At 40.0% G+C, this 24,891-nt stretch carries 25 protein-coding genes; 24 read left to right on the top strand and 1 reads right to left on the bottom strand.

Annotated features, from left to right (window positions below; genetic code table 11):
- The first annotated feature begins 65 nt into the window (after positions 1-65).
- The 22 genes from cpu_RS07690 to cpu_RS07585 all read left to right on the top strand — a co-directional run bounded on the left by cpu_RS07690 (position 66) and on the right by cpu_RS07585 (position 20,158).
- Positions 66-833: a beta/alpha barrel domain-containing protein gene (locus tag cpu_RS07690; RefSeq protein WP_075859444.1), complete on the top strand. Its 768-nt coding sequence runs from the start codon at positions 66-68 to the stop codon at positions 831-833.
- The gene (locus tag cpu_RS07685) at positions 823-1,713 is read left to right on the top strand and encodes a molybdopterin-binding protein (RefSeq protein WP_075859443.1); all 891 of its coding nucleotides are present in this window, start codon (positions 823-825) and stop codon (positions 1,711-1,713) included. The genes cpu_RS07690 and cpu_RS07685 overlap by 11 nt, the downstream gene beginning before the upstream one ends.
- Positions 1,714-1,737: 24 nt before the next feature.
- Complete coding sequence (locus tag cpu_RS07680; RefSeq protein ID WP_075859442.1) at positions 1,738-2,526, top strand: 2-keto-4-pentenoate hydratase; 789 nt, start codon at positions 1,738-1,740, stop codon at positions 2,524-2,526.
- A gap of 35 nt (positions 2,527-2,561) precedes the next feature.
- Positions 2,562-3,461, top strand: a complete 900-nt coding sequence (locus cpu_RS07675) for an acetaldehyde dehydrogenase (acetylating) (RefSeq protein ID WP_075859441.1) — start codon at positions 2,562-2,564, stop codon at positions 3,459-3,461.
- Positions 3,454-4,464, top strand: coding sequence for a 4-hydroxy-2-oxovalerate aldolase (gene dmpG / locus cpu_RS07670; RefSeq protein WP_075859440.1), 1,011 nt, complete (start codon positions 3,454-3,456; stop codon positions 4,462-4,464). Before cpu_RS07675 ends, dmpG begins: the two co-directional genes overlap by 8 nt.
- A gap of 221 nt (positions 4,465-4,685) precedes the next feature.
- The gene (larE, locus tag cpu_RS07665) at positions 4,686-5,510 is read left to right on the top strand and encodes an ATP-dependent sacrificial sulfur transferase LarE (protein WP_075859439.1); all 825 of its coding nucleotides are present in this window, start codon (positions 4,686-4,688) and stop codon (positions 5,508-5,510) included.
- Positions 5,507-6,268, top strand: coding sequence for a nickel pincer cofactor biosynthesis protein LarB (gene larB / locus cpu_RS07660; protein WP_075859438.1), 762 nt, complete (start codon positions 5,507-5,509; stop codon positions 6,266-6,268). The genes larE and larB overlap by 4 nt, the downstream gene beginning before the upstream one ends.
- Positions 6,265-7,476, top strand: a complete 1,212-nt coding sequence (gene larC, locus cpu_RS07655; RefSeq protein ID WP_075859437.1) for a nickel pincer cofactor biosynthesis protein LarC — start codon at positions 6,265-6,267, stop codon at positions 7,474-7,476. The genes larB and larC overlap by 4 nt, the downstream gene beginning before the upstream one ends.
- 70 nt (positions 7,477-7,546) lie before the next feature.
- Positions 7,547-8,092 (top strand): DapH/DapD/GlmU-related protein, encoded by a 546-nt coding sequence (locus cpu_RS07650; RefSeq protein ID WP_075859436.1) that lies wholly within the window; start codon positions 7,547-7,549, stop codon positions 8,090-8,092.
- A 629-nt stretch (positions 8,093-8,721) separates the two neighbouring features.
- Positions 8,722-10,515, top strand: coding sequence for an aldehyde ferredoxin oxidoreductase family protein (locus tag cpu_RS07645; RefSeq protein ID WP_075859435.1), 1,794 nt, complete (start codon positions 8,722-8,724; stop codon positions 10,513-10,515).
- Between the two features lie 201 nt (positions 10,516-10,716).
- Positions 10,717-11,421: an RNA polymerase sporulation sigma factor SigK gene (sigK, locus tag cpu_RS07640; protein ID WP_075859434.1), complete on the top strand. Its 705-nt coding sequence runs from the start codon at positions 10,717-10,719 to the stop codon at positions 11,419-11,421.
- 95 nt (positions 11,422-11,516) lie between these two features.
- Positions 11,517-11,858, top strand: a complete 342-nt coding sequence (locus tag cpu_RS07635; RefSeq protein WP_075859433.1) for a winged helix-turn-helix domain-containing protein — start codon at positions 11,517-11,519, stop codon at positions 11,856-11,858.
- Positions 11,858-12,652 carry a molybdate ABC transporter substrate-binding protein gene (gene modA, locus cpu_RS07630; RefSeq protein WP_075859432.1) on the top strand — a complete coding sequence of 265 codons (795 nt, stop codon included), beginning with the start codon at positions 11,858-11,860 and terminating at the stop codon, positions 12,650-12,652. The genes cpu_RS07635 and modA overlap by 1 nt, the downstream gene beginning before the upstream one ends.
- A 49-nt stretch (positions 12,653-12,701) precedes the next feature.
- Positions 12,702-13,385 carry a molybdate ABC transporter permease subunit gene (modB, locus tag cpu_RS07625; protein WP_075859431.1) on the top strand — a complete coding sequence of 228 codons (684 nt, stop codon included), beginning with the start codon at positions 12,702-12,704 and terminating at the stop codon, positions 13,383-13,385.
- 30 nt (positions 13,386-13,415) lie between these two features.
- Entirely contained in the window at positions 13,416-14,543 is a 1,128-nt protein-coding gene (locus cpu_RS07620) for an ABC transporter ATP-binding protein (RefSeq protein WP_075859430.1), read from the top strand.
- An 18-nt stretch (positions 14,544-14,561) separates the two neighbouring features.
- Positions 14,562-15,581, top strand: a complete 1,020-nt coding sequence (locus cpu_RS07615) for a molybdopterin-binding protein (RefSeq protein ID WP_234970212.1) — start codon at positions 14,562-14,564, stop codon at positions 15,579-15,581.
- Positions 15,582-15,591: 10 nt separating this feature from the next.
- The gene (locus tag cpu_RS07610; RefSeq protein WP_075859428.1) at positions 15,592-16,140 is read left to right on the top strand and encodes a YqeG family HAD IIIA-type phosphatase; all 549 of its coding nucleotides are present in this window, start codon (positions 15,592-15,594) and stop codon (positions 16,138-16,140) included.
- The gene (gene aroE, locus cpu_RS07605; protein ID WP_077177245.1) at positions 16,118-16,966 is read left to right on the top strand and encodes a shikimate dehydrogenase; all 849 of its coding nucleotides are present in this window, start codon (positions 16,118-16,120) and stop codon (positions 16,964-16,966) included. Before cpu_RS07610 ends, aroE begins: the two co-directional genes overlap by 23 nt.
- A 53-nt stretch (positions 16,967-17,019) precedes the next feature.
- A complete protein-coding gene (aroC, locus tag cpu_RS07600) occupies positions 17,020-18,174 on the top strand; it encodes a chorismate synthase (protein WP_075859427.1) in 1,155 nt (384 codons plus the stop codon).
- A gap of 52 nt (positions 18,175-18,226) precedes the next feature.
- Positions 18,227-18,445 (top strand): sulfurtransferase TusA family protein, encoded by a 219-nt coding sequence (locus cpu_RS07595; protein ID WP_075859426.1) that lies wholly within the window; start codon positions 18,227-18,229, stop codon positions 18,443-18,445.
- A 14-nt stretch (positions 18,446-18,459) separates the two neighbouring features.
- Complete coding sequence (locus cpu_RS07590; protein WP_075859425.1) at positions 18,460-19,626, top strand: YeeE/YedE family protein; 1,167 nt, start codon at positions 18,460-18,462, stop codon at positions 19,624-19,626.
- A gap of 52 nt (positions 19,627-19,678) precedes the next feature.
- Positions 19,679-20,158 carry a hypothetical protein gene (locus cpu_RS07585; protein ID WP_075859424.1) on the top strand — a complete coding sequence of 160 codons (480 nt, stop codon included), beginning with the start codon at positions 19,679-19,681 and terminating at the stop codon, positions 20,156-20,158.
- 53 nt (positions 20,159-20,211) lie between these two features.
- On the opposite strand, the gene cpu_RS07580 is transcribed toward cpu_RS07585, so the two are convergent.
- Positions 20,212-21,117, bottom strand: a complete 906-nt coding sequence (locus tag cpu_RS07580; protein ID WP_075859423.1) for a selenium metabolism-associated LysR family transcriptional regulator — start codon at positions 21,115-21,117, stop codon at positions 20,212-20,214.
- A gap of 392 nt (positions 21,118-21,509) precedes the next feature.
- Here cpu_RS07580 and aroB point away from each other — a divergent pair, with 392 nt between their 5' ends.
- Together aroB and cpu_RS07570 are read left to right on the top strand one after the other, a co-directional pair.
- On the top strand, positions 21,510-23,117 hold the full coding sequence (gene aroB, locus cpu_RS07575; protein WP_075859422.1) for a 3-dehydroquinate synthase: 1,608 nt from the start codon (positions 21,510-21,512) through the stop codon (positions 23,115-23,117).
- Positions 23,118-23,172: 55 nt separating this feature from the next.
- Entirely contained in the window at positions 23,173-24,882 is a 1,710-nt protein-coding gene (locus cpu_RS07570; protein ID WP_075859421.1) for a GspE/PulE family protein, read from the top strand.
- Positions 24,883-24,891: the final 9 nt, after the last annotated feature.

The raw sequence follows: 24,891 nt of genomic DNA, 5'->3' as shown, positions 1-24,891 counted from the left end.
TACTACATAAATATTTGTTTAAAGGAAGATTTTACAGCTATAAAAAGCCAATTTGCGCCTAAAAAATGTTACTTTTTCAGTCCTCTCGGATTATTGCTGGGGCCCAAAATGCGTATAATACTTTGAAACAACTTGGTTTAGAAATCGAATATTTTGTTTCCGAGGGAACGGAAGTCCAACCGGAAACAGTTATTGCCCGCTTTAAAGGAAATCCCAAACAAATTACGCAAGCGGAAGAAGTAGTAATGGGTTATTTAATGAAAACGTCCGGGATTGCTACTGCCACCCGGCGGGCGATTAATTTGGCTGAAGGAAAGATCAGGATTGTTTCCGGGGCCTGGAAAAAGATGCCTTCCGAAATGAAACAATTAATAAGGGAAGCGATTGCTGTTGGTGGTGGATCTTTTCGCATTCTTGATGTTCCTTTTGTATATTTGGACAAGAATTATATTCGCATGTTTGGAAGTATCGTTGAAGCATTAAAGAGTGCTGAGGTATTTAGTGATAGGTATAAAGTAGTTCAGTTAAGAGGCGAAATGAAAGACATTAAAGAGGAAGCAATTGAAGCGGCTACAAATGGAGCTTATGTGCTCATGGTAGATACAGGCAAAATTTCTGACGTTAAAATTGTTAATAGTACGTTAGAGGAGCTTGGAGTAAGAAAAGAAAAGCTTGTAGCATTTGCCGGAGGAGTAAAAATAAATGCTATTCCTAGCTACCTTGGCTTAGGGATAGACATTCTCGATATAGGATCCGAAATAGTTGATGCGCCGCTAATGGATATGAAATTAGATGTAATAAGCGAAGGAAAGGAGGGAGAGGATGGAACTTAACCTTTTAGAAAAGACAGAACTGTGGATTGAAAATATCAAATTACAAAATGCTAATCTATCAACAATTGCCGAAGTTGTGGCCGATGTTCTTGAAATCCCAAGGGATAAAGTACTTGTGGTGGATGTCAGGGAAAATCATATTACTTTAGACATTTTACAAAAAACAATTCAGGCTGAACAGGTATTTGGCAAAAAGCAACAATTATTAAAAAGGCTGTCGGAAATACCTGGAGTTAATATCGTACCGGAAACTGACATTCATTCGGAAGGCATATTGGGTTTTATTTCCCTTGATGAATCCGAAGTACCTCAGGTTTTAGCGAGAACAGAAAAGATTGTTGATGAGATAAAAACGAAGATTACGAAAAGAGTTATTGTTCTTCCGACAGGTTTTGAAGTTAAAAGAGGAATGATTACTGATACCAATACCCCGTATATTATGCAGCGGATGACAGAGGCTGGTTATAAAGTAACTAAGGGAGAAATTCTGGATGATTCTGCTGATTACATCGCTGCGAAGTTAAATGATGCCGTAAATTCGGGCTACGGAGTAATAATTACTACTGGGGGTATTGGAGCTGAAGATAAAGACAGGACAGTTGAGGGGGTTTTGCTTGTAGACCCGCAAGCAGCAACTCCTTATATTGTTAAGTATCAGCAAGGAACGGGACGCCATGAAAAAAACGGCGTGCGAATTGCTGTTGGGATGGTGGGAAACAGTTTAATTGTCTCTCTGCCAGGGCCACATGATGAAGTTAAATTAGCTCTGGAAGTGCTTATAAGGGCTCTTGATGAGGGAAAGAGCAAGGAAGAAATTGCCCAGGAAATTGCCAGTGTTTTGCGGGCCAAGTTACAAGCGGCAGGTTTCAAACATCATTAAAAATAAATTAAGAGGAGGGAAAATATGGATAAAACTGCTTTACAAGCAGCAGCGGATGCGCTCTGGAAAGCCAGTCAAGAAAGAATAGCGTTAGAACAGCCTTTAACGGAAATTTATCCTGATATTACAATTAGGGATGCTTATCAGGTTCAGTTAATAAATGTAGACAAGAAAAAAGCTCTGGGGCATAAAGTTGTTGGTAAAAAAATAGGTTTAACCAGCAGGGCAATGCAGCAAATGCTTGGAGTTCATGAGCCGGATTACGGGCATGTAACTGATGACATGATTGGCGATGAAGAAGTTGCTATTTCTCGTTCTAAGTTATTGCAACCCAAGATTGAAGCGGAAATTGCCTTTGTTTTAAAGGATAGACTAGTTGGCCCAGGAGTTACTTTAACTAAAGTATTGCAAGCGACAGCAGGAGTAATTCCAGTATTTGAAATAATTGATAGTCGGATTAAAGACTGGAAGATTAAGATTCAGGATACTATTGCCGATAATGCTTCCAGTGCGATGGTTGTTTTAGGAAGTAAGTTAATACCGATAGATCAAGTTAATCTTAAATATGTTGGGTTAGTATTAGAAAAAAATGGAGAGATAATTGATACTGCCGCCGGAGCAGCGGTTTTAGGGCACCCTGCATTAGCTGTTGCCTGGCTTGCCAATAAGCTTTCCGAGTTTGGTATTGCTTTGGAACCAGGGGAGATTATTTTATCCGGTTCGTTTACTAAAGCGTATGAAGTTACTGGTAATGACCATTTTGTTGCCAGTTTCGGGCCTCTTGGCTCGGTTAAAGTAAAATTTACTGATTAATGATTAAAAATTAATATGGCAAAGGAGTGAAGCAAATGTCGAACAAAATTAAAGCTGCCATTATCGGTCCTGGCAATATCGGGATGGATTTAATGTTTAAATTAATGCGAAGTAAATATATTGATGTTGACACAGTTGTTGGCATTATTCCGGAATCGGAAGGACTGGCATTAGCCAGAAAGCATGGAAAGAAGACTAGTGCTGAAGGAATAAAAGCAATTTTAGGAAATAAAGATATTAAAATAGTTTTTGATGCTACCAGTGCCAAAGCTCATTTAAAACATGCTCCTTTATTAGAACAAGATGGTAAAATTGCTATTGACCTGACACCTGCCGCAGTTGGTCCTTATTGTGTTCCTGCAGTAACTATGGAGGAACAATTAAATTGCAAAAATGTTAATATGGTTACTTGTGCCGGACAAGCTACTACTCCAATTGTTTATGCAATTAACAAAATTGCCGATGTAAAATATGCTGAAATAGTATCTACTATAAGTAGCCGGAGTGCTGGTCCCGGAACGCGGCAGAATATCGACGAGTTTACCGAAACTACGGCAAAAGCACTGGAAAAAATTGGCGGAGCCGATAAAGGAAAAGCAATAATTATTCTTAACCCGGCTGAACCGCCAATTATGATGCGAAATACTATTTACACTCGGGTAGCAAATCCAGATGCTCCTGGAATTATCGAGGCAATAGAAGAAATGGTGGAGAAGATCAAGAAATATGTTCCAGGTTATCGCTTGAAAGTTCCTCCAATCATTGATGGGGATAAGATTACCACAATAATTGAAGTTGAAGGTGAGGGAGCATATTTGCCCAAATATGCCGGTAATCTTGATATAATCACGGCAGCAGCAGTAGCTTTTGCTGATGAAGTAGCTAAAAAGTTGCTGGCTGAGGAGCAAGCTAAGGAGGTTAGAGCAAATGGCTAAAAAGATTAGAATAATTGACAGTACCTTAAGAGATGGAATGCATGCGGTAAGCCACCAGTTCACACCCGAGGAAATGGCAGAAATTGCAGCAGGACTGGATGCGGCAGGAATTGACACACTTGAAGTAAGCCATGGTGATGGATTGGGTGGTTCGAGCTATAATTATGGATTTGCGGCTGCAAAAGACGAAGATTATTTAAAAGCCGTATCTCAAGTTCTAAAAAATTCAAAGTTAGGTGTCCTTTTGCTGCCAGGAATTGGTACTGCTCATGATTTGGAGATGGCTGCAAAATTTGGTGCAAAAGTTGTGCGAGTTGCTACCCACTGTACGGAAGCCGATATTGGCGAACAGCATATCAAGATTGCCAAGGAATTAGGAATGGAAGCTATTGGATTTCTAATGATGAGCCATATGGTTCCTCCAGAAAAACTTGTGGAGCAAGCGAAATTATTTGAAAGTTATGGAGCAGATGCGGTTTATGTTACCGACTCTGCTGGTGCTATGACTCCCTATGATGTTAAAAAGCGCATTGAAGCGGTTAAAGATGCTATTAGTGTTCCCGTTGGATTCCATGCTCATAATAATTTAGGACTAGCGATTGGTAATACTCTGGCAGCTATCGAAGCTGGAGCAACGTATGTTGATGGTACTACTAGAGGACTTGGAGCAGGGGCAGGAAATTCGCAAACGGAAATTTTGGTTGCTGTTCTGGCGAAGTTAGGTTATGAAACTGGTGTTGATTTGTATAAAATTATGGATGTAGCAGAAGAACTTGTTGCTCCTAAAATGAGAAGACCGCAAATTGTTGATAAAGCGGCATTAAGTTTAGGTTATGCGGGTGTTTACGGAAGCTTTCTCTTACATGCTATGCGGGCAGCAGAAAAGTTTAAAGTTGATGTTCGTGATATTTTAATAGAGTTAGGAAGATTAAAAACTGTTGGCGGCCAAGAAGATATGATAGTTGATGTTGCCTATGAATTGAGTAAAGCAAAGAAGCAATAAATGTTTTTTTATTTCAATTAATAAAAACAGAATACGATAATGATGAATAAATTGAATAATTATTGTAAAGCAGGCTAGAAGCACTCTGGCCTGCTTTAGTGGTTTTTTCGCTAATATGTTACTAATTTGTTATAACTTTGTAGTATAATTTTTATGGCTGAAAAACATAAAGGTAAGATATTTAGCCTTAAATATTAATCTAAATTGGAGGTTAGAAGGTAGTGGATCAGATTAGAAGAAACAAGCTTGAGAAACTACAAAATATTTTACAAGAAATGGGGAGTGTCGTGATTGCTTTTTCTGGAGGGGTGGACAGTACCTTTCTCTTAAAAGTTGCCAGAGACGTACTGGGAGATAACGCTCTTGCGGTTACCGCAACCTCATCAACTTACCCTGCCGTTGAGCTGGAAGAAGCAAAAAGATTAGCCCGGATTCTTGGTGCTCGACATCTCATAATCGAATCGGAAGAATTGAATATTGAAGGGTTTGCCAATAACCCGCCTAATCGTTGCTATTTTTGTAAGAAGGAGTTATTTACAAAACTTTTACAGGTTGCCGAGAGGGAAGGGATGGCTTTTGTTTTAGATGGGTCTAACGCTGACGATTTAAATGATTTTCGTCCTGGGATGGAAGCAGCTAAAGAATTGGGAGTGAGAAGTCCCCTTAAAGAAGCTGGTTTAACTAAAGACGATATTCGCTATTTATCCAGAGAAATGGGTTTGCCCACCTGGAATAAGCCTTCCTTTGCTTGTTTAAGTTCTCGTTTTCCTTATGGAACCAAAATAACAAAAGAAAAATTAAACCAAGTTGATAGAGGAGAAAGCTTTTTAAGAGCGCTCGGGTTTCAGCAAATTCGTTTAAGACATCATGGTGAAATTGCCCGGATCGAGATAAAAAGAGAACAATTTCCCCTATTAATAGAGAAAGCTCAAGAGATAGTGGAGAAGTTAAAAGACTGCGGTTTTACCTATGTAACATTGGATCTTGAAGGTTATCGAACCGGAAGTATGAATGAACCTCTTTTAAGAAAGGGCGAAACCCAATGAATGAAAAAAGACTTCGCCAGCTGCTTACCAGTATTCAAAATAAAGAAATAAGTGTCGAGGAAGGGATAGCAAGATTAAAAGGTTTACCTTTTGATGATTTAGGCTTTGCAAAAGTTGATCATCACCGGCAATTACGCCAGGGGTTTCCCGAAGTTGTTTATTGCGCGGGAAAAACCAAGGAGCAGATAGTAGCAATAATGGAAAATCTGGTAAACAAATCAGAAAATAATATTTTGGCAACAAGAGCATCAGGGGAAGTTTACGAAGAGGTAGTTAAAAAAATACCGGATGCGGTGTATTATGAATTAGCAAGGGCAATAGTAGTGTGGCGAGGAGAGCAGGAGAAACGAGGGCATATATTGGTGGTGAGTGCGGGAACTTCCGATATTCCTGTTGCGGAGGAAGCGGTAATAACTGCAGAAGTTATGGGAAACCGGGTGGAGCGCCTTTACGACACGGGAGTTGCTGGTATTCACCGTTTATTGAGTCAAAAGGAGAAACTGTTTGCTGCTCGGGTTTTAATTGTAGTAGCCGGAATGGAAGGAGCCTTAGCCAGTGTGGTTGCCGGATTGGTAGACAAGCCGGTAATTGCGGTACCAACGAGTGTTGGTTATGGAGCAAATTTTGGGGGACTTGCGGCATTACTTACTATGCTTAACAGCTGTGCCAGTGGAGTAGGGGTAGTGAATATTGATAATGGATTTGGAGCCGGATACTTAGCAAGTTTAATAAACCGATTGGGAGAGGTTGAGTCATGAAAATTGCCTATTTTCATTGTTTTGCCGGAATAAGTGGTGACATGATTTTAGGAGCTTTAATTGATGCAGGGTTGGATTTCGAACAATTAAAAGCTGATTTAGCTAAACTATCATTGGATGGTTATGAGCTACAAGTAAAAAAAGTAAAGAAACAAGGGATAAGTGCGACCAAAGTAGATGTAATAATAGAGGAGGAACATGCACACCGTCATCTTCAGGACATAAAGAAAATCATAAGCGAAAGCTCGTTACCAGAGGTTGTAAAAGAAAAGAGTATCCAAATTTTTACCCGTTTGGGTGAGGCGGAGGCCAAGGTCCATCAAACTACATTAGATAAGGTACATTTTCATGAAGTAGGGGCAAAAGATGCGATAATTGATATAGTTGGTGCAGTAATAGGGCTATGGCGCTTAGGAATAGAAGAGGTATACTCCTCACCCATTCACACCGGGATGGGTTTTACTCAAAGTGCTCATGGGAAAATTCCCGTTCCGGCACCGGCAACCTTAGAACTTTTAAAAGGCTGTCCCATTTACAGTGAAGGTATTGAGGCAGAGCTTACAACGCCAACGGGTGCGGCAATTCTTACATCATTTTGTAAGGAATACGGAGATATGCCGCTTATGGAAGTAACCCAAATAGGTTATGGTGCGGGCGAAAGGGATTTAAAGATTCCAAACGTTTTGCGCTTGAATATTGGGGTTAAAAGGGAAGAAAAAGGTTTTTATAAACATACCGATAGGGAAAATGGTTTTCACCAGGGAGAAGCAGTAAAAATCGAAGCTAACATAGATGATATGAACCCAGAATTTTATGATTATTTAATTACCAAATTTTTAAAAGCAGGTGCAATGGATGTCTATTTGGAAAGAGTGCAGATGAAGAAAAATAGGCCAGCGATTCTGCTCAATTTGCTGGTTCATGCTCACCAAGTGGAAGAGTTTTGTCGGCTGATATTTGCAGAGACGACCTCAATTGGAGTCCGCACCTATCCGGTTAAGAAATACATGTTGCCCTATGAAATTATTTCGGTGGAAACGGAATTTGGCCCGGTACCGGTAAAGGTAGCACGATATCAAAATGTTGTCCTTAACATAGCCCCCGAATATGAGGTTTGTCGAAAAATTGCCGATGAACAGCAAAAACCTCTTAAAGAAATTTACGATTTAGTAAAATTCCATGCTTTTAAAGTACTAAACATAAAATAAAGCAAGTGAAGATTAATATCAAAACAGGATGCTCGAAAGCTATTTTTCAACAATAAGTAGGAGGATAAAAATGTTGTATTCTAATCCTTTTGGGGACTATCCTGTGATAGGCAAAAATACTTATGTTCACCCGTCTGCCCAAATAATTGGCCGGGTGGAGATTGGGGAAAACTGCTTTATTGGGCCCAATGCGGTTATTAGGGCAGATGAGCCGGATAAGGGAAAGGTAAGTCCAATAATAATTGGTAACAATGTAAATGTCCAGGACGGAGTAATAATTCATGCTTTAGCGGGTACTGAAGTGAGAATTGGTAACAATGTCTCCTTGGCCCATGGGGCGATCGTCCACGGCCCGGTAACCATCAAAGAAAACTGTTTTATTGGATTTGGAGCATTAGTATTTAAAGCGGTATTAAATGAATGGGTATTTGTAGGGCATAGGGCCTTGATTCAGGAAATGGAAATCGAAAGGGAAAGATTTATTCCCGAAGGAGTGATTGTAACTACTGAGGTTTCACTTCCCACTCTTTCTTTTGCCCAAAAAAAATTTATGGAAGATGTTTGCAAGGTAAACTTAATTTTAGCCAAACAATATTTAAATAGAAACAAGGAGTAATTTGAGAGAGTTTAATTTAGAAATTATAAGTTTAAATGGTTTTAGGGAATGTAAATTGTTTTGTGTAATTGGTTTTTACCTAACTAAAATGGCAGTACTTTAAGTAGCTTTACCTGCCAGGAGGATAGGGCAATGCCGAGGGGCAACCTGAGCGCCTGGCATGGTTTGCCGGGGATAGGGGGGTAACTCCCCCCTCCCAAAATTATCCCTGGGAAATCTAAAGCGATAAACCTCGGGGGTTTGGGGGCAGAGCCCCCATGATCTTGCTTTTATTTTGCCTATCTCATGGTTAAATAATCATTCTTTCACCAAAATATATAATTAATTGTGATACGCATTGCTCCCAGTCTTTTATGGTTATCGTTCCATTTTTGCATATCAACATATTTTCAAGGTTTTGCATGAGCGATTATTTTAGCGTTCTCAGTATTTAGTTAAATTCTTAATCTGGGGTTAATTTAGGTAAAACATTACTTTTCATTCTTTGCAATTCTGTATTATTTTTGGCAAAAGTGTGTTAGAAATTGCATCTATTTCTTATTATAATTTTACAAGAAATTAAAACAAATCAAAAAATTTTATTAATTTATACTTAAATTTTTCTAAATATTTCTAAAAGGGGGAATTTTATGGCCGGTTATTGCGGAAAAGTATTGAGAGTTAACCTTTCCACCGGTGAAATTAAGAAAGAGCCCCTGGATTTGGCTGTAGCCAAAAAGTTTTTAGGTGGTCGGGGACTTGGCAGTTATTTTTTATTCCAGGAAATTGATCCCGGGGTTGATCCGCTTTCGGAGGAAAATAAAATTATTTTTGCAACCGGGCCTCTTACAGGGTCTTCTGCTCCGACTTCGGGACGGTACATGGTAATTACCAAATCGCCTCTTACTGGAACGATTGCTAGTTCAAACTCTGGTGGTTTTTGGGGAGCGGAATTAAAGTTTGCTGGCTATGATTTAATTATCGTTGAAGGAAAAGCCGTTAAACCAAGCTACCTATACATTAAAGACGATACTGTTGAAATTAGAGATGCTCAGAATTACTGGGGTAAGCTTGTATCTGATACTACGGTACTTCTTCAAGAAGAGGTTGGCGATCCCAAGGCACGGGTACTGACTATCGGTCCTGCTGGCGAAAAGCTTTCACCCATAGCTTCGGTGATGAACGAAAAATACCGGGCTGCTGGCCGTTCTGGTGTAGGTGCTGTCATGGGCAGTAAAAACTTAAAAGCAATCGTTGTAAGAGGATCCGGAAAAGTTGTGCCTGCAGAGCCAGAAAAAACTAAAGAACTTTTATCGTCTTTAATTAAGAAAATTCGGGAAGATGGGGTTAGTGGCCAGGGCTTGCCTAATTATGGTACGGCGGTTCTGGTAAATATTATTAATGAAAATGGTGTTATGCCAACTAACAACTTCCAGAAATCTTATTTCCCAAATGCTGATGAGATTTCGGGAGAAACATTATCCGAAAAATACTTGGTAAAGAAGGATCCTTGTTATCGCTGCCCTATTGCGTGCGGCCGCTACTGTAAAGTTGATGGTGAGGAAGGCGGCGGTCCGGAGTACGAAACTATCTGGGCCTTTGGTGCGGATTGCGGAGTTGATGACCTTGAGGCTATTATTAAAGCCAATAACTTTTGCAACGAATATGGATTAGATACTATTTCTGCGGGTGCTACTATTGCCTGTGCAATGGAGCTTTACGAAAAAGGTTATATTAAACGAGAAGAACTAGATGGTCCGGAATTAAAATTTGGCTCGGTGGAAGCCGTTCTTGAGTGGACCCGTAAGATGGGTGCTGGCGAAGGTTTTGGCGCAAAACTGGCCCTTGGCTCTTACCGCTTAGCTGAGTCTTATGGAGTTCCGGAACTTTCAATGTCTGTAAAAAAACAGGAACTTCCGGCTTATGACCCCCGCGGTATTCAAGGGCATGGCTTACAGTATGCCACTTCCAACCGTGGCGGCTGTCACGTCCGAGGTTACCTGATTTCACCAGAAATTCTTGGGTCTCCGGAAAAAATTGACCGCTTTGCCTTAGAGGGCAAAGCTGAGTGGGTTAAGCTCTTCCAGGACTTAACCGCAGTTATTGACTCTCTGGGACTTTGCCTCTTTACCTCTTTTGCTTTAAGTGCCGATGACTATCGGGACCTCTTTAACTACATTGTTGGTGAAAATTACACTACTGAAGAAATACTAACAGCCGGGGAACGGATCTGGAATTTAGAGCGGGTTTTTAACTTAAAAGCAGGTATAGATCCAAAAGAAGATACCCTACCCAAGCGGCTTTTAGAGGAGCCTATCCCTCATGGACCTTCTAAGGGGCATAAGCACCGTCTGGTAGAACTTCTGCCGGACTACTATAAAGTTCGGGGGTGGGATGAGAAAGGGATTCCTACCGCTGAAAAGCTTAAAGCTTTAGGGTTATAACTAGAAATCAGGGACTTCCTAAATTTCCAAGAGTTATATGTTGTTTAAAAAAGAAGATAAAAAATCCTCTTTTACCGGATGAAACATTAGAAATTAAAAATCCTGCCGCCTGACAGGATTTTTTCTTTTTTACCTCTTTTTTCCGTCACCCTTTTACCTTTCCCGCATATCATATAGGGAAGAGGATGCGGGAGGGATGGTATGGGTGTTTTTGGCGCACTTATCACCCTGGTAGTGGAAGGCCTTTTATTTTTACTTGGGTATTTGGCGGGCAGTGCTTTTCCCCAGCCGTTATCGGAAGAAGAGGAGGCGTACTATATTGAAAGGCTTTTGCAGGGTGACCGGGAGGCCCGGGATGTACTGGCGGAGCGAAATTTACGACTGGTAGCCCATATTGTAAAAAAATTTGAAGGTACCGGGGAAGCAACGGAAGATTTAATTTCCATTGGTACCATTGGGCTCATTAAAGCTATCGATACCTTTCGTCCCGATAAAGGGACCAAACTGGCCACTTATGCGGCAAAATGCGTGGAAAATGAAATCTTGATGCATCTTCGCGCCACCAAGAAAAACCGGGGTGAGGTTTCCCTTTATGACCCGATTGGTTTTGATAAAGAAGGGAATGAAATTACTCTTTTAGATATTCTTGGCACCCGGGGGGATATTGTTTTAGAACAGGTGATGCAAATGCTTGATGCCGAAACTATTGAAAAAAATCTCCAAAAACTTACGCCCCGGGAGCGGAAAGTGATTGAAGACCGGTTTGGGCTTTCCCAAAATCCGAAAAAAACCCAGCGGGAAATTGCCAAAAAAATGGGGATTTCCCGGTCTTATGTTTCAAGGATTGAAAAGAAAGCAATTTTAAAACTCTTAAATTGTTTCCCGGAAAACAATTTAAAGCATTAAACCGCCGAAAGATGGCGGTTTTTTATTTTTTAAAAAATAATTTACAAATAAAAGATTTTTCGATATTCTTAAACTAGAATATCGGAGGTGGAAGTTTGCGGTTAAGAAGTAAATTATGGATTGTAACCGACGAGGGAGAAAAATTGTTTGGCGATGGACCTTACCGGTTGCTTTTGGGAGTGCAGAAAACCGGTTCTTTAAAACGGGCCGCCGACGAACAAAAGATGGCTTACAGTAAAGCGTATATGTTGTTAAAATCTATTGAGAAACGCCTTGGAGTAAAAATTATTAATTTTTACAAGGGAGGGAAAAATGGCGGAGGAGCAGTAGTAACTGCCGAGGGGCAAAAATTATTAAAAAAGTATGAACAATTTAGTACCGAAGCTCGCAATTATTTAAATGAATTATTTAAGAAATATTTTGAAGGGGGAAAATAATGACTGGACGAAAACAACTTATAGTAGGCTTTTTTTTATCATTTTTGGCGCTAGGGTCAGTTTTTTTAACAGCTGGTTGTACTGAAAGTTCAGGTAAAAAGCCCCAAGAGGTTGAAATCTTAGTGGGAGCAGCTGCGGACTTGCAAGGAGCTTTTAAAGAAATTGGTCAGCGGTTTACCCAAAAGACAGGGATTAAAGTTAACTACTCTTTTGGCTCCTCGGGAATCTTGACTGAGCAAATTGAAAATGGTGCGCCTATAGATGTTTTTGCTTCGGCCGATCAATCTTACGTCAAGCGATTGGAGAAAAAAAATCTTGTTTTTTCTGATTCGCTAAAGGTTTACGCCAGAGGAAAAATTGTTTTAGCTCAAGCTAAAAACCATACCCTTAGACTTAATACGTTAAATGACTTGTTAAATCCTAGGATTAAAAAAATCGCAATAGCTAATCCGAAACATGCACCTTACGGCAAAGCTGCGCAGGAAGCTCTCCAAAATGCAGGCTTATGGAGGCGTCTAAAGGATAAAATTGTCTATGGCAACAACATCCGGGATACACAAACCCTGGTGGAAACCGGAAATACTGATGCTGGTATTTTGGCCTTATCTCTGGTTAAAGATACAAAATTAAATTATCTTCTGGTTGCTCAAAATCTTTATAAACCTTTAGACCAAACAATTGCTGTTGTAAAAGGAAGTAAATACGAGAAAGCTGCCCGGAAGTTTGTAGAGTTTGTCTCTGGGAATGAAGGCCAAAAAATCCTCAAAAAGTATGGCTTTGAAATACCTAAATAACATAACTAATGAAAAAGTTCAACTTTTGCTTAACTAGGAGGACAAGCAGGTGAAAGGGATTAATTTTTTTCCTTTGTACCTTTCTTTTAAAGTTTCTTTTTTAGCAACTTTTTTGGCTTTACTTATTGGTTTACCTTTAGCTTGGCTTTTAGCCAAAAAAAACTGGCGGGGAAAAGAGCTTTTGGATGCTGCTTTTACTTTACCAATGGTGTTACCGCCTACGGTGTTAGGCTATTATCTTTTACTTGTTGTTGGACGGCAGAGTGCAGTAGGTCATTTTCTGGAAACACGGCTGGGTATCTCGTTGGTTTTTACCTGGGAGGGAGCTGTTTTAGCGGCAACAATTATTTCTTTACCATTAATTATTAAATCAGCTCGGGCAGCGTTTGAAAGGGTGGATCCAAATTTGGAGGATGTGGCCCGGAGTTTGGGTAAAGGGGAAATTACCATATTTTTCACCATAAGTTTGCCCTTAGCTTGGCGAGGGATTGTGGCGGGTACTATCTTAGCTTGGGCTAGAGCCTTAGGGGATTTTGGGGCAACTTTAATGGTTGCCGGGAATATACCTGGGAAAACGCAGACGATGTCTATTGCTATTTATGATGCAGTGGTAGCGGGAAATTTTTCTTTAGCAAATACTTTAGTGGCTATTATTACGGTAATTGCTTTGCTTACCCTTTGGAGTCTAAATCGCCTAAATAGGAAAATTTACCAGTTTCCGTTGGTAAAATAGCTAGGACTAAATAGATGAGGTGGTTTTTCGTTGCTAGAAGTTGAAATAGAAAAAAATCTAAGTTCAACGGGTTTTTCCCTTCAGCTTTCTTTGCATCTTGGCAATGAATTTTTAACTATCCTAGGCCCTTCGGGTGCTGGCAAAAGCCTAACCTTGAGGCTCCTCGCGGGTATTTTAGCCCCTGATCAGGGAAAGATAGTGCTTAATCATCGGATTCTTTATGATAGTAAAAACAACATAAACATACCACCTCAACTAAGGCGTATTGGCCTGGTCCTCCAAAATTATGCTCTTTTTCCCCATATGTCAGTAGAAGAAAACATTGCGTATGGGATCAGTAAATGGGAAAGAAAAAAAAGAAAGGCGAGGGTGCAGGAACTTCTTCAGAAAATGCGGCTTTCGGGTTTAGAAAAACGCAATCCAGCCCAGCTTTCCGGGGGCCAGCAACAGCGAGTAGCTTTAGCTCGGGCTTTGGCCCCCCAGCCCGACCTCTTACTTTTGGATGAACCTTTTTCGGCCTTGGATAACTTGATCAAAGAACAATTGGTGGTGGAATTAGCTGAACTAAGCCGGGAATGGAAGATTCCAATAATTATGGTAACCCATGATTTGGCAGAGGCTTTTACTTTAAGTGCAAAAATTGCCATCATGGAGGGGGGAAAGCTTTGCCAAATAGGAAGCCGGGAAGAGATTATAAGGAGACCTTGTTGCCGAACTGTTGCTAGTTTTACCGGTTGTCGCAATATTTTTCAAGGGGAAATCGTAAAAAAGGAAGAAACGTTCATCCAAGTTCGCAGTGAAAAATTTTTGTTAAATGCTTTACCGGTACCTTTACCTATTGGAGCAAGGGTTGCTTTTGCGATTCGTCCGGAAGATATCATTATAATTCCAAATAATGAAGAAAAAGACGAAAATTATCGTAAAAAAGAAGTAAATACAAAGCCTTTGGAAAATATTTTTTTAGCCAAGCTGTTAGAAGTACGACCTGGTGTTAGCACTAATACTCTTCTTGTCAGCCTTATAGAAACAAAGAATCATGATAATTATGACTTGGAAATAATTATTCCGCGAAATTTTTTGGATATTTATGATTTAAAGGTGGGGAAAAATCTTTGGATAAGTATACCAGCAAAAAATATTTGGGTTTGGCCAGAATAAGTTAAAATAGAGGTGGAGATGATGAAAAAAGTTCCAGTGCAGGATGCAGTAGGGATGGTGTTATGCCATGATATTACGAAAATCGTTCCGGGAGAATTTAAAGGCCCGGCCTTTAAAAAAGGCCATATTATCCGGGAAGAGGATATTCCAGAGCTTTTGAAGCTTGGAAAAGACCACATCTATGTCTGGGAAGTAGTTGACGGTATATTACATGAAAACGATGCAGCGCAAAGGATTGCCCGAGCGGTGGGCGGTGAACGCTTTATTTTAAGTGAACCTAAAGAGGGTAAAGTTAATCTTTTAGTAAAGGAACGAGGTTTATTTAAGGTAGATACCGAAGCTTTATTCGAAATAAATATGTTGGGAGAACTAATGGTATCTACTCTTCATTCCAATCGGGTGGTTGAACCCGGTCAGTATGTAGCTGGTACAAGAATTATACCTTTAGTAATAGAAGAAGAAAAAATCAAGAAAGTGGAAGAGATCTGCCGGGGGAAAAAGGTGCTAGATGTAAAACCGCTGTCCCGCCCCAAGGTCGGGGTCGTTAATACCGGTAATGAAGTGTTTTACGGTAGGATTGAAGACAAATTTACTCCGGTGTTAGCGGAAAAGTTAAAAAAGTTTAACCTTAACATAGACATGCACCTTAGAGCTCCCGATGATGTGGACCAAATTGCTGAGGCCATTTTAAAACTAAAAGAGGCCGGCATGGAGTTAATTTTAGCGACCGGTGGAATGTCGGTGGACCCCGATGATTTAACTCCGGGAGGTATTAAAAAAGCTGGCGGCGAAGTTATTGTTTACGGCTCGCCGGTGCTACCGGGATCGATGTTTCTCTATGCCCTTTTAGGCGGGATTCCGGTTTTAGGACTTCCGGGTTGCGTTATGTACAGTAAAACCACCATTTTTGATCTGGTGTTACCCCGGTTGCTAGCCGGAGAAGTATTAACCCGAAAAGATATTGCAGCTTTAGGGCATGGCGGACTTTGCCTGGAATGCCCGGTTTGCACTTTCCCCCATTGCCCCTTTGGGAAATAAAGGAGGAAATATGTTAAAATATTTGTGGCCTGATTTATACCTGGAAAAGGTTACTGTTTTGGACGAAGGGATACTAAAAAAATATAGTTTAAAAGGACTAATTCTTGACCTTGATAACACCATTTCTCCCTGGGGGGAGAGAACTATTCCTCAGGATGTGGTAAAATGGGTGAAAAGGATGCAAAAGTTGGGGATAAGGTTTTGTCTGGTTTCCAATAACAGTAACGGGCGGGTGCAAGAAATAGCTGACTTTTTAGGTATACCATATGTAGCCCGGGCAATTAAACCAAGGCGGCGGGCGTTTTTGCGGGCAGTCCATCTGATGGGCCTTAAACCATTAGAGGTGGCGGTAATAGGAGATCAGCTTTTAACGGACATAATGGGGGCGAAGCGAGCGGGGTTAATGGCAATATTAGTTAATCCAATGGCTTCCCGGGAGTTTATTGGAACGAAAATCAATCGGTTTATCGAAGGACATCTTTTAAAGCGGCTTTTTCGGAAGGGATTAAAAATTTACGTGCCTCAGGGGGGATTTAATGGAAATGCGGATAAACGGTGAAACCAAGCTCACGGGTATAATTGGCTATCCGTTAAAGCATACCCTTTCCCCCCAAATGCATAATGAAGCTTTTAAAACATTAAATCTAAATTATCTGTACCTGCCCCTGGAAGTTGAGGAGGATAAGCTTAAAGATGCCCTCTACGGCATAAAAGCTTTTAACTTTCGCGGTATAAATGTAACCATACCCTATAAAGAAAAAGTATTACCGTTTTTAGATGAAGTAGCGCTTGAGGCCAAAATTATTGGGGCGGTAAATACCATTGTTAATGACCGGGGTAAGCTTGTTGGTTACAATACCGATGCCCCCGGCTTTTTATTAAGTCTAAAAGAATTTGGAGTGGAGGTAAAGGGTAAAAGGGTTTTACTATTAGGTGCAGGTGGTGCGGCCAGGGCCGTAGCGTATGCTCTCTTAACAGCCGGAGCTGAGCTAGTCATTGCTAACCGTACTATCAAAAAGGCCCAAAAGCTTTTGGAAGAGTTTCGCGCTGTCGGAAAAGTATCTAATATCCTTGAACTTGGGGAAGGACTTCTTTCTCTTAAACCTTATCATATGGCGGTTAATACTTTACCCTTAGGAATGCCTCCTTACGAAAACCAAATGCCGCCTGTGGATTTTACCGGCATTACTTCGGATTTTGTGGCTTATGATCTTATTTATAACCCTGCCGAAACTAAATTCTTAAAAGCTTCTAAAGAAAAAGGTGCCAGGATAATAAACGGCTTTTCTATGCTGCTCTGGCAGGGGGTTTTGGCTTTTGAAAAATGGACCGGGGTTAGCCCGCCGGTTGACGTAATGAAAAAAGCGTTAGGGATTTCTTGTTAAAGTTTTAGGAATTAAGATAAAATAAAGGTAAATTTTAAAATGGGGGTATTAATATGTTTCGTTATTTAACAGCTGGGGAATCCCACGGGGAAGGATTATATGCAATTTTGGAAGGAGTGCCGGCAGGGCTTAAAATTGACCTTGATTACATAAACTATGAACTTTCCCGCCGTCAGCTGGGTTACGGTCGGGGTGAGCGAATGAAGATAGAAAAGGACGAAGCAATAATTTTAACTGGTGTCAGGGGAGGCATTACCACTGGTGCACCAATTACTATATCGGTAAAAAACAGGGATTATGAAAACTGGGAAAGATTTATGCGGACAACCGGTGATATTGAATCTGGCCGGGAAGTAACTGTCCCCAGACCAGGCCATGCAGACCTGGTTGGGGGTATAAAGTATGGCCACAAAGATTTAAGAAATGTTTTGGAGAGGGCATCAGCCAGGGAGACCGCGGTTCGGGTTGCTGCTGGAGCTGTTGCGAAACTTTTTTTAGCAGAGTTCGGAATTAGGATTTATAGCCATGTCTTAAGAGTTGGTTCGGTTGAAGTAGAGTATCCGGGCGGACTTCCGGAAGAAGAGCTAAAAAAAGCGGATGAACGGCCGCTTCGCTGTCTTGACCCCCAGGTTGAAAGCAGGATGATAAAATGGGTTGACCGGGCTCGCGAGAACGGTGATACTTTAGGGGGAATTTTTGAAGTGGTGGTGTTTGGGCTTCCTCCAGGCCTTGGCCGCTATGTCCACTGGGATAGAAAATTAGATGGATGCCTGGCCGGGGCTTTAATGGCCATTCCTTCGGCCAAAGGAGTGGAGATCGGTGATGGCATTGCTCTTGCCAACATTCCGGGACGGATGGCGGTAGATGAAATTTATTATGAAAACGGTCGCTTTTACCGGAAAACCAATAGAGCTGGAGGGTTAGAAGGGGGCGTAACCAACGGTATGCCCTTGGTAGTAAAAGTCTCCCTAAAACCAATCCCTACTCAGGTAAAGCCTTTAAAATCGGTAGATATCATCACCAAAGAACCAAAGCCAGCTCAAGTAGAACGATCAGACATAACTGCCGTTCCGGCGGCAGGTGTGGTCGGGGAAGCAATTACTGCCCTGGTGTTAATGGAGAGCTTTCTTGAAAAGTTTGGTGGAGATCATATGCGAGAGATAAAAGTAAACTTTGAAAATTATATTCAAACTATAATTGCTTACTAGAAGGAAAAAATTAATTTATAGCGAAAAGTAAAGGTTTTAGAAAGGTGAAAAGATGCGGTTTATAGATTGCTTAGGTGAGATGTGTCCTATTCCAGTTATAAAAGCTGAAGAAGAATTTAAAAAACTAAAGCCGGGAGAAAGTTTTGTTTTGGAAACAGATCACAGTTGTGCGCCGTTATTTATAAAAAAGCAATTAAAAAAATATAAGTGCAAAATTAAAGTCTTAGAAGTGGATTTTGGCATTTGGCAGGTTACGGTCGAGAAATGTTAAGGGGGACATGTTTCTTGTATTCCGAAAAAAGAGTTTATCTAATTTCATTAATACCAGGTTTTATTTTTTTATTAGGCCTTGGGATTATAATATTTTTCACAAATCCTGCCATGCTTTTATATTACTTTTTAGGAATTGGAATAGGATTTGCTATGCAAAAAAGTAGAATTTGTGTAGCTTCGGCTTTTAATGATTTATTTTTATTTAGAAATCCTACAGGAATGAAAAATCTCTTCTTACTGATCTTATTTACCACAGTAATATTTGGCATCGTGCAGTTTTTTTCACCCACTCACTTTGGTAAGGGATCAATTTACTACACTGGACCCTTTAATTTTTTCGGAGGTATTTTATTTGGTTTTGGCATGGTTTGGGCTGGCGGCTGTGCCGGAAGTACCTTGGTTAGGATGGGAGAAGGGCAGTTAGCAGCCTTTATAACTTTTATTTTTATGTTTCTTGGTACTTTTACAGCTACTTACCTTTTAAACTATTTCTGGGATCTAATAACTTCTTTTAAACCTGTTTATTTGCCTTCTTTTTTAGGGTGGTTAAATGCCATTATTTTGCAACTATTTTTAATAGTTTTAATAATTTTAGTTCTTTATTTTTGGGAAAAAAGGCAGGATGATTATGCGGAAATCGAGTTAGAATGGGAAAATACACCTTTTTGGAAAAAACCATGGAATTATCTAGTGGGGGCAGTACTTTTTGCCGTATTTAGCGGTTTAATCTTTTATTTTTCTACCAAGGTCTGGCGGGTTAATACTATCTTTTCCTTCTGGGGATTGTGGCTCTTTAAGAGTTTCGGGGTAAATGTTGAAAGCTGGAAATTTTTTGAGTTAGTAAGCCACCGGCAAATTTATCAGGATGGTTTTTGGAAGCTTACCTTTAATTTTGTGAATTTTGGTGTGATTGCGGGAGGTTTTTTGGCCTCAAGTATTGCCGGAGAATTTAGAATTCGTAAAATTCGAAAACCAATCCAATTTTGGGGAAATATTCTGGGTGGTTTTTTAATGGGCATGGGAGCCCGCTTTTCCTTTGGTTGTTCTATTGGGAGCTTTATCGGGGGAATTGCCTCCTTTTCCCTTCATGGCTGGTTATTTTTTATCGCTTTACTGATTGGTGCTTTTTTTGGGACCAAAATTTTAAAATATTATTATTTTAAAGCAGGAAAAAAATAAAAAGACGCGAATAATAAACAGAAAATGCTATAACTGGAGGGAAGAACCAGGGATGAAGCGTTTCTACCGTGTTATTTTACTTTTACTGGTGATTGTTCTCATAATGGCGATTACATTACAAGGATGTGGCCTAAAAAGTGAAAGTCAGCTAATTAAAATATATAAAAATTTGGATTTAAAGGATTATAAGTGTCAGGAATTAGTAGCAGATAAAAACAAATCAGAACAGCTTGCGCGGGAAATATATATTGAACCTCAGCTATCTAAGACTTTAAAATATTTAGAGTATTTAAGAAAAAATGATACCAAGTTTGTCTTATATAAGGTTGATTACAAAAAAATTGAAGTTAAAGAACAAACGGACGATACAGCAAAATTATTAGTGGAAAGCGAAGTAACTGGTGATTTTTTTACCATAAAATATCCTGAGAAAAAGCTAGAATCTTTAGTGGCAAGGCCCTTAAAATACGAAATTACCTTAAAAAGGGTAAATAACACCTGGTACATTTCGGAAGCTAAACCGTTGAGTTAAAAACATTTAAAATGTAAGATAAAAGCCTGAAAGCAGGTTGCTTTCAGGCTTTTTTAACAAAATCCCCTTTCTTTAGGAGAATTTATAAATGCTAAAAACTTTTTCTCTAAAAGGGAGCGCTTTTTATTTTTTAAAGTTATAGCTACAAAGGGGTGGAGGAGGGAGATATCTTTTACTTTTACCGACTTTAAGCTACCGGTGCGGAGCTCTTTTTTAACGGCAAAGCGAGGAAGCAAAGATACTCCTTTGCCCGATTCTACGGCGATTTTTATAGCATCAATGTTGTTTACTTCCATTACAATATTTAAATCGGAAATATTAAGTCCTTTTTCCCCAAGGGCTTTTTCTATTGTTTGTCGAATGCCCGATCCCTTTTCCCGAATAATAAAGGGGAGTGTTCTTAATTCATCAAGAGAAATAATTTCTTTAGTTTTAAAAGAAGTATTATTTGGTACCACTAAAACAAGCTCGTCATAGGTCAAGTGGGAGGATAAAAATTCATTGCTTTCAATATTGCTTTCCACAAGGCCAATATCGATTTGCCGGTCTAAGAGAGCTTCAATTACTTTTTCTGTATTCATAATGGTAAGTTTAATTCGAGAGGAACTATATTTTTCTTGAAAAATATAGATGCTACAGGGTAGAGCATATCCGCCGATAGTAGAAGCTGCACCGATAGAAAGCTCTTCTTCTTCTAAATTTTTAAGTCGTTCAATTTCTTCGTTTAAATTTTTCACAAGATTGCAAATTCTTTTAGCGTAATAAAGAAGGGTTTCACCGGCTTCGGTTAGTTCAATCCCCTTATTGGTCCGTTCCATTAATTTAACTTGAAGTTGATTTTCTAATGCGGCAATTTGAGTAGATAGAGCAGGCTGGGATAAGTGCATTAATTTTGCAGCCTTGGAGATGCTACCCTGCTCAACAATATTACAAAATGCCTCCAATTGATTTAAATTCACACAAAAACACCCTCCCCCGGTTGAAAAACCGAATAAGTCTAAAACTTCACAAATCTGTTTATAACTCTTTTTCGGCAAAAATTTTTAAATTCCTTCTTTTTTATAAGATTTAATTGTGCAAAAGAACGGTTATGAATTTAAGCGGATATTCATTCATGGTTATAATTAAAAATAATTATAAAACTTTTTTGAAGGGAAATTGCTGTGGATACGATTGTTAGCAGGGTTAGCAACTCCCCTCTTTTTTTGTCGTAAAAATATTGAATTTAGCCAAAAGATGGCATATAATGGAATCAAAGTTCGGCCGGATGTTGCTGTGAATGCGGTAATTGGCAGGAGTTGGGGGCAACTTCCGGCTTTTTTGTATATTTTCAAAGGAAAGGGCTGTTAAAATGAACATCATTTTAGTGGGACTACCGGGGGCTGGCAAAACACATATAGGTCGGATTTTAGCGAGGAAATTAAAAAGGAATTTTGTGGATCTTGACCGGAAGATTGAAGAAGAGACGGGACTTACGATTAAAGAAATATTTGCCCGTTTCGGTGAGCGCTATTTCCGCCGTTTAGAAGAAGAAAAACTGCAAGAACTTTTTCAGCTTCACAATGCAGTGATTGCCACTGGTGGTGGAACGGTAGAGCAACGACGAGCCCGCAAAAAAATAAAAAATCTTGGTTTAGTGGTTTACTTACAGGCTTCTCCGGAAGTTATACTTAAGAGGCTGCAAAATTTAGATAAAAGACCATTGCTGGCTCAAGGAAATCCAGAAGAAAAACTTTTTGAATTATATAGGCGTCGGGATAAGTTTTATCGGGAAGTTGCGGATATTATCCTAAATACTGAAGGTACTAGCTCTTTAGAAGTTGTCCAGAAGATTATTGAAACTACAACGATTAATGGTTTACGTTTTCCCCGGAAGCTTTATATTAATCTGGCTGAAAATGGTTATCCGGTATATTTTGGCGAAAGAGTGGCATTAAAAGCCGGTGAGTTTTTAAAAGAAAACGTAGCGGGCAAAAAGATTTTAATTGTCTCTCAAGAAAATATTTTCCAGTTGTATGGAAAAAAACTGGAAGAAAATTTAAATGAGAAAGGCTTCAAAACCGGTGTTTACCTTCTTCCACAGGGGGAAGTTGCCAAATCGATGGAATATATTTTAAAGCTTTATGATAAAGCCCTGGAGTTTGGACTTCGCCGCCATGATACTGTTATAGCCTTTGGAGGCGGGGTAGTAGGTGATGCCACAGGATTTTTTGCCGCTACTTACTTAAGGGGTATTAATTTCATCCAAATACCAACAACCCTTCTCTCTATGGTAGATAGCAGTGTTGGCGGAAAAGTGGGGATAAATCTTCCCCAGGGGAAAAACCTGGTAGGCGCTTTTTACCAGCCCAAAATAGTATTAATAGATACTACTTACCTGAAAACTCTTCCCAGAAGAGAAGTGCTAGCGGGATTGGCTGAAGTTTATAAAGCCTTTTTAATTGCCGATTACGACCTTGCCGAATGGTTATCGAAGGTAGACTTAGCAAAACTACGGCAAAGGGAATGGCAGAAGCTCATTCAGGCAGCGGTAAAAATTAAAGCGCGGGTAGTAACTATAGATGAACGGGAAGAGGGCTTACGGGCAGTATTAAATTTAGGTCATACTTTGGGGCACGCCATTGAAGGAGTATATGGCTTTAAAAGCATCCTTCACGGCGAGGCAGTAGCTCTAGGCATATTATGGGAAACAAAGTTTTCTAAGGATTTAGGACTTTTACCACCAGAAGAGTATGAAAAAATTAGTTTCTTTATCAATAAAAATTATTCTTACCTTAAATTAAACAGTACTGTAACTCCAGAAAACTTACTATTGTTTATGGAAAAAGATAAGAAAAATCGCGAAAATATTACTTTTATGTTATTAAAGAAAATTGGAGAGTACCCAGAACCGAAAGAACTGAATAGCCAGCAAGTACTCCAATGGTTAACAAAAAATTTTACCAGGGAGGATTTTTAATTAAAAAAGAGAATAAATATTAATATTAATAAACGCGTTTGGAGAGATGTTTTGTATGAATGAGAAAAAAGATGGCAAAAAAATAAAAAGATTGGGTGATTTTTTAGTTGAAAACGGGTTAATTACCGAAGAACAGCTGCAAAAGGCTTTAGAGTATCAAAAGCGATCGGGTGAGCGTTTGGGCCAAGCCCTGGTGAAGCTTGGTTATGTTACCGAACAAGACATCATGGGGGTCTTAGAGTTTCAGTTAGGTATTCCTCAGGTGGCATTATATAACTATTCGTTAAATCCTGCTTTAATAAAAAGCATTCCTGAGTCCCTAATTAAAAGACATAAAGTTATCCCTTTAAAGCGGGAAGGGAACCGTTTGACGGTAGCCATGGCTGACCCGTTAAATGTTGTTGCCATTGATGATTTGCGACTTGCTACTAATTTGGATATTGTTCCGGTTATAGCTTCGGAAAAAGAAATTGATGCGGTTATAAACCGCTTTTTCGGAGCTATAGATTTAAACGAAACGATTAAAGATATTGAAAAGGTGAGCGGCGAAGAGCCGGAAGTATTAAAAAATGAAGAAGTGGAAGAAGTTTTGGTAGACGAGGCTCCGGTGGTAAGGGTTGTGAACTCTCTTCTCTTGCAGGCGGTAAACCAAAGAGCGTCGGATATTCACATCGAACCTTTTGAAGATATGGTAAGGGTTCGTTTTCGGGTAGACGGTTTTTTGCGAGAAATAATGACCTTACCTCGAGCTATTAGAAGTTCTCTAACTTCTCGGATAAAGATTATGGCTAATATGAACATTACCGAAAAGCGGCTTCCCCAGGATGGGCGGATTAAGATAAAAGTAGCCAATCGCCAGGTGGACATGCGGGTGGCAACAACTCCGACGTTATTTGGGGAAAAGGTTGTAATAAGACTTTTAGACCAAGAAAACGCCCTTTTAACTCTGGATAAATTAGGCCTTTCCAATAAAAACTGGGAAAGACTTAATAAAATATTAAGCTTGCCCTATGGTATGATTTTAATTGCCGGCCCTACCGGAAGTGGTAAAACTACCACTCTGTATGCCGCCTTGAACCAAATTCATGACCCGTCCAAAAATATTATCACTATCGAAGATCCGGTGGAGTACGTTATGCCTGGGGTTACCCAAATCCAGGTAAACCCCAAAGCTGGACTTACTTTTGCGGTGGGCTTGCGCTCAATCTTGCGGCTTGACCCTGATATCATTATGGTTGGGGAGATTCGGGACAAAGAAACGGCAGAAATTGGAGTGAAAGCGGCCAATACCGGGCACCTCGTGCTCTCCACCATCCATACCAACGATGCGGTTTCTACCGTGGGGCGTCTGGTGGAAATGGGTATAGAACCTTACATGGTGGCGGCTTCGCTTTTAGGAGTTGTTGCCCAGCGGCTGGTGCGAAAACTTTGCCAGGATTGCAAGGTACCAACAGATATTGGGCCAGATGATCCAGCCTATCATGCTTTGAATCTTGGGCAGGGAGAACCGGTTACCGTTTACCGTCCAGTTGGCTGCCCTGCCTGTGAACATACTGGCTATAAAGGACGGGTTGGAATCCATGAGGTTTTAATAAATTCGAAAAAAGTACGAAATTTAATTGTAAATGGTGGCTCTTACGATGATATGCTTCGGGTGGCTAGAGAAGAAGGAATGGTTTTAATGTTAGAAGACGGGAAGGAAAAAGTTTTAGCGGGAATTACCTCTCCCGAAGAAATTATCAGGGTAGCCAGCACAGTAAGTTAAAGGGGAAGG

The organism is Carboxydothermus pertinax (genome assembly GCF_001950255.1).
GTDB lineage: Bacteria > Bacillota > Z-2901 > Carboxydothermales > Carboxydothermaceae > Carboxydothermus > Carboxydothermus pertinax.
The sequence above is the reverse complement of the archived record's forward strand: the minus strand, read 5'-3'. Positions and strand labels throughout refer to the sequence as shown.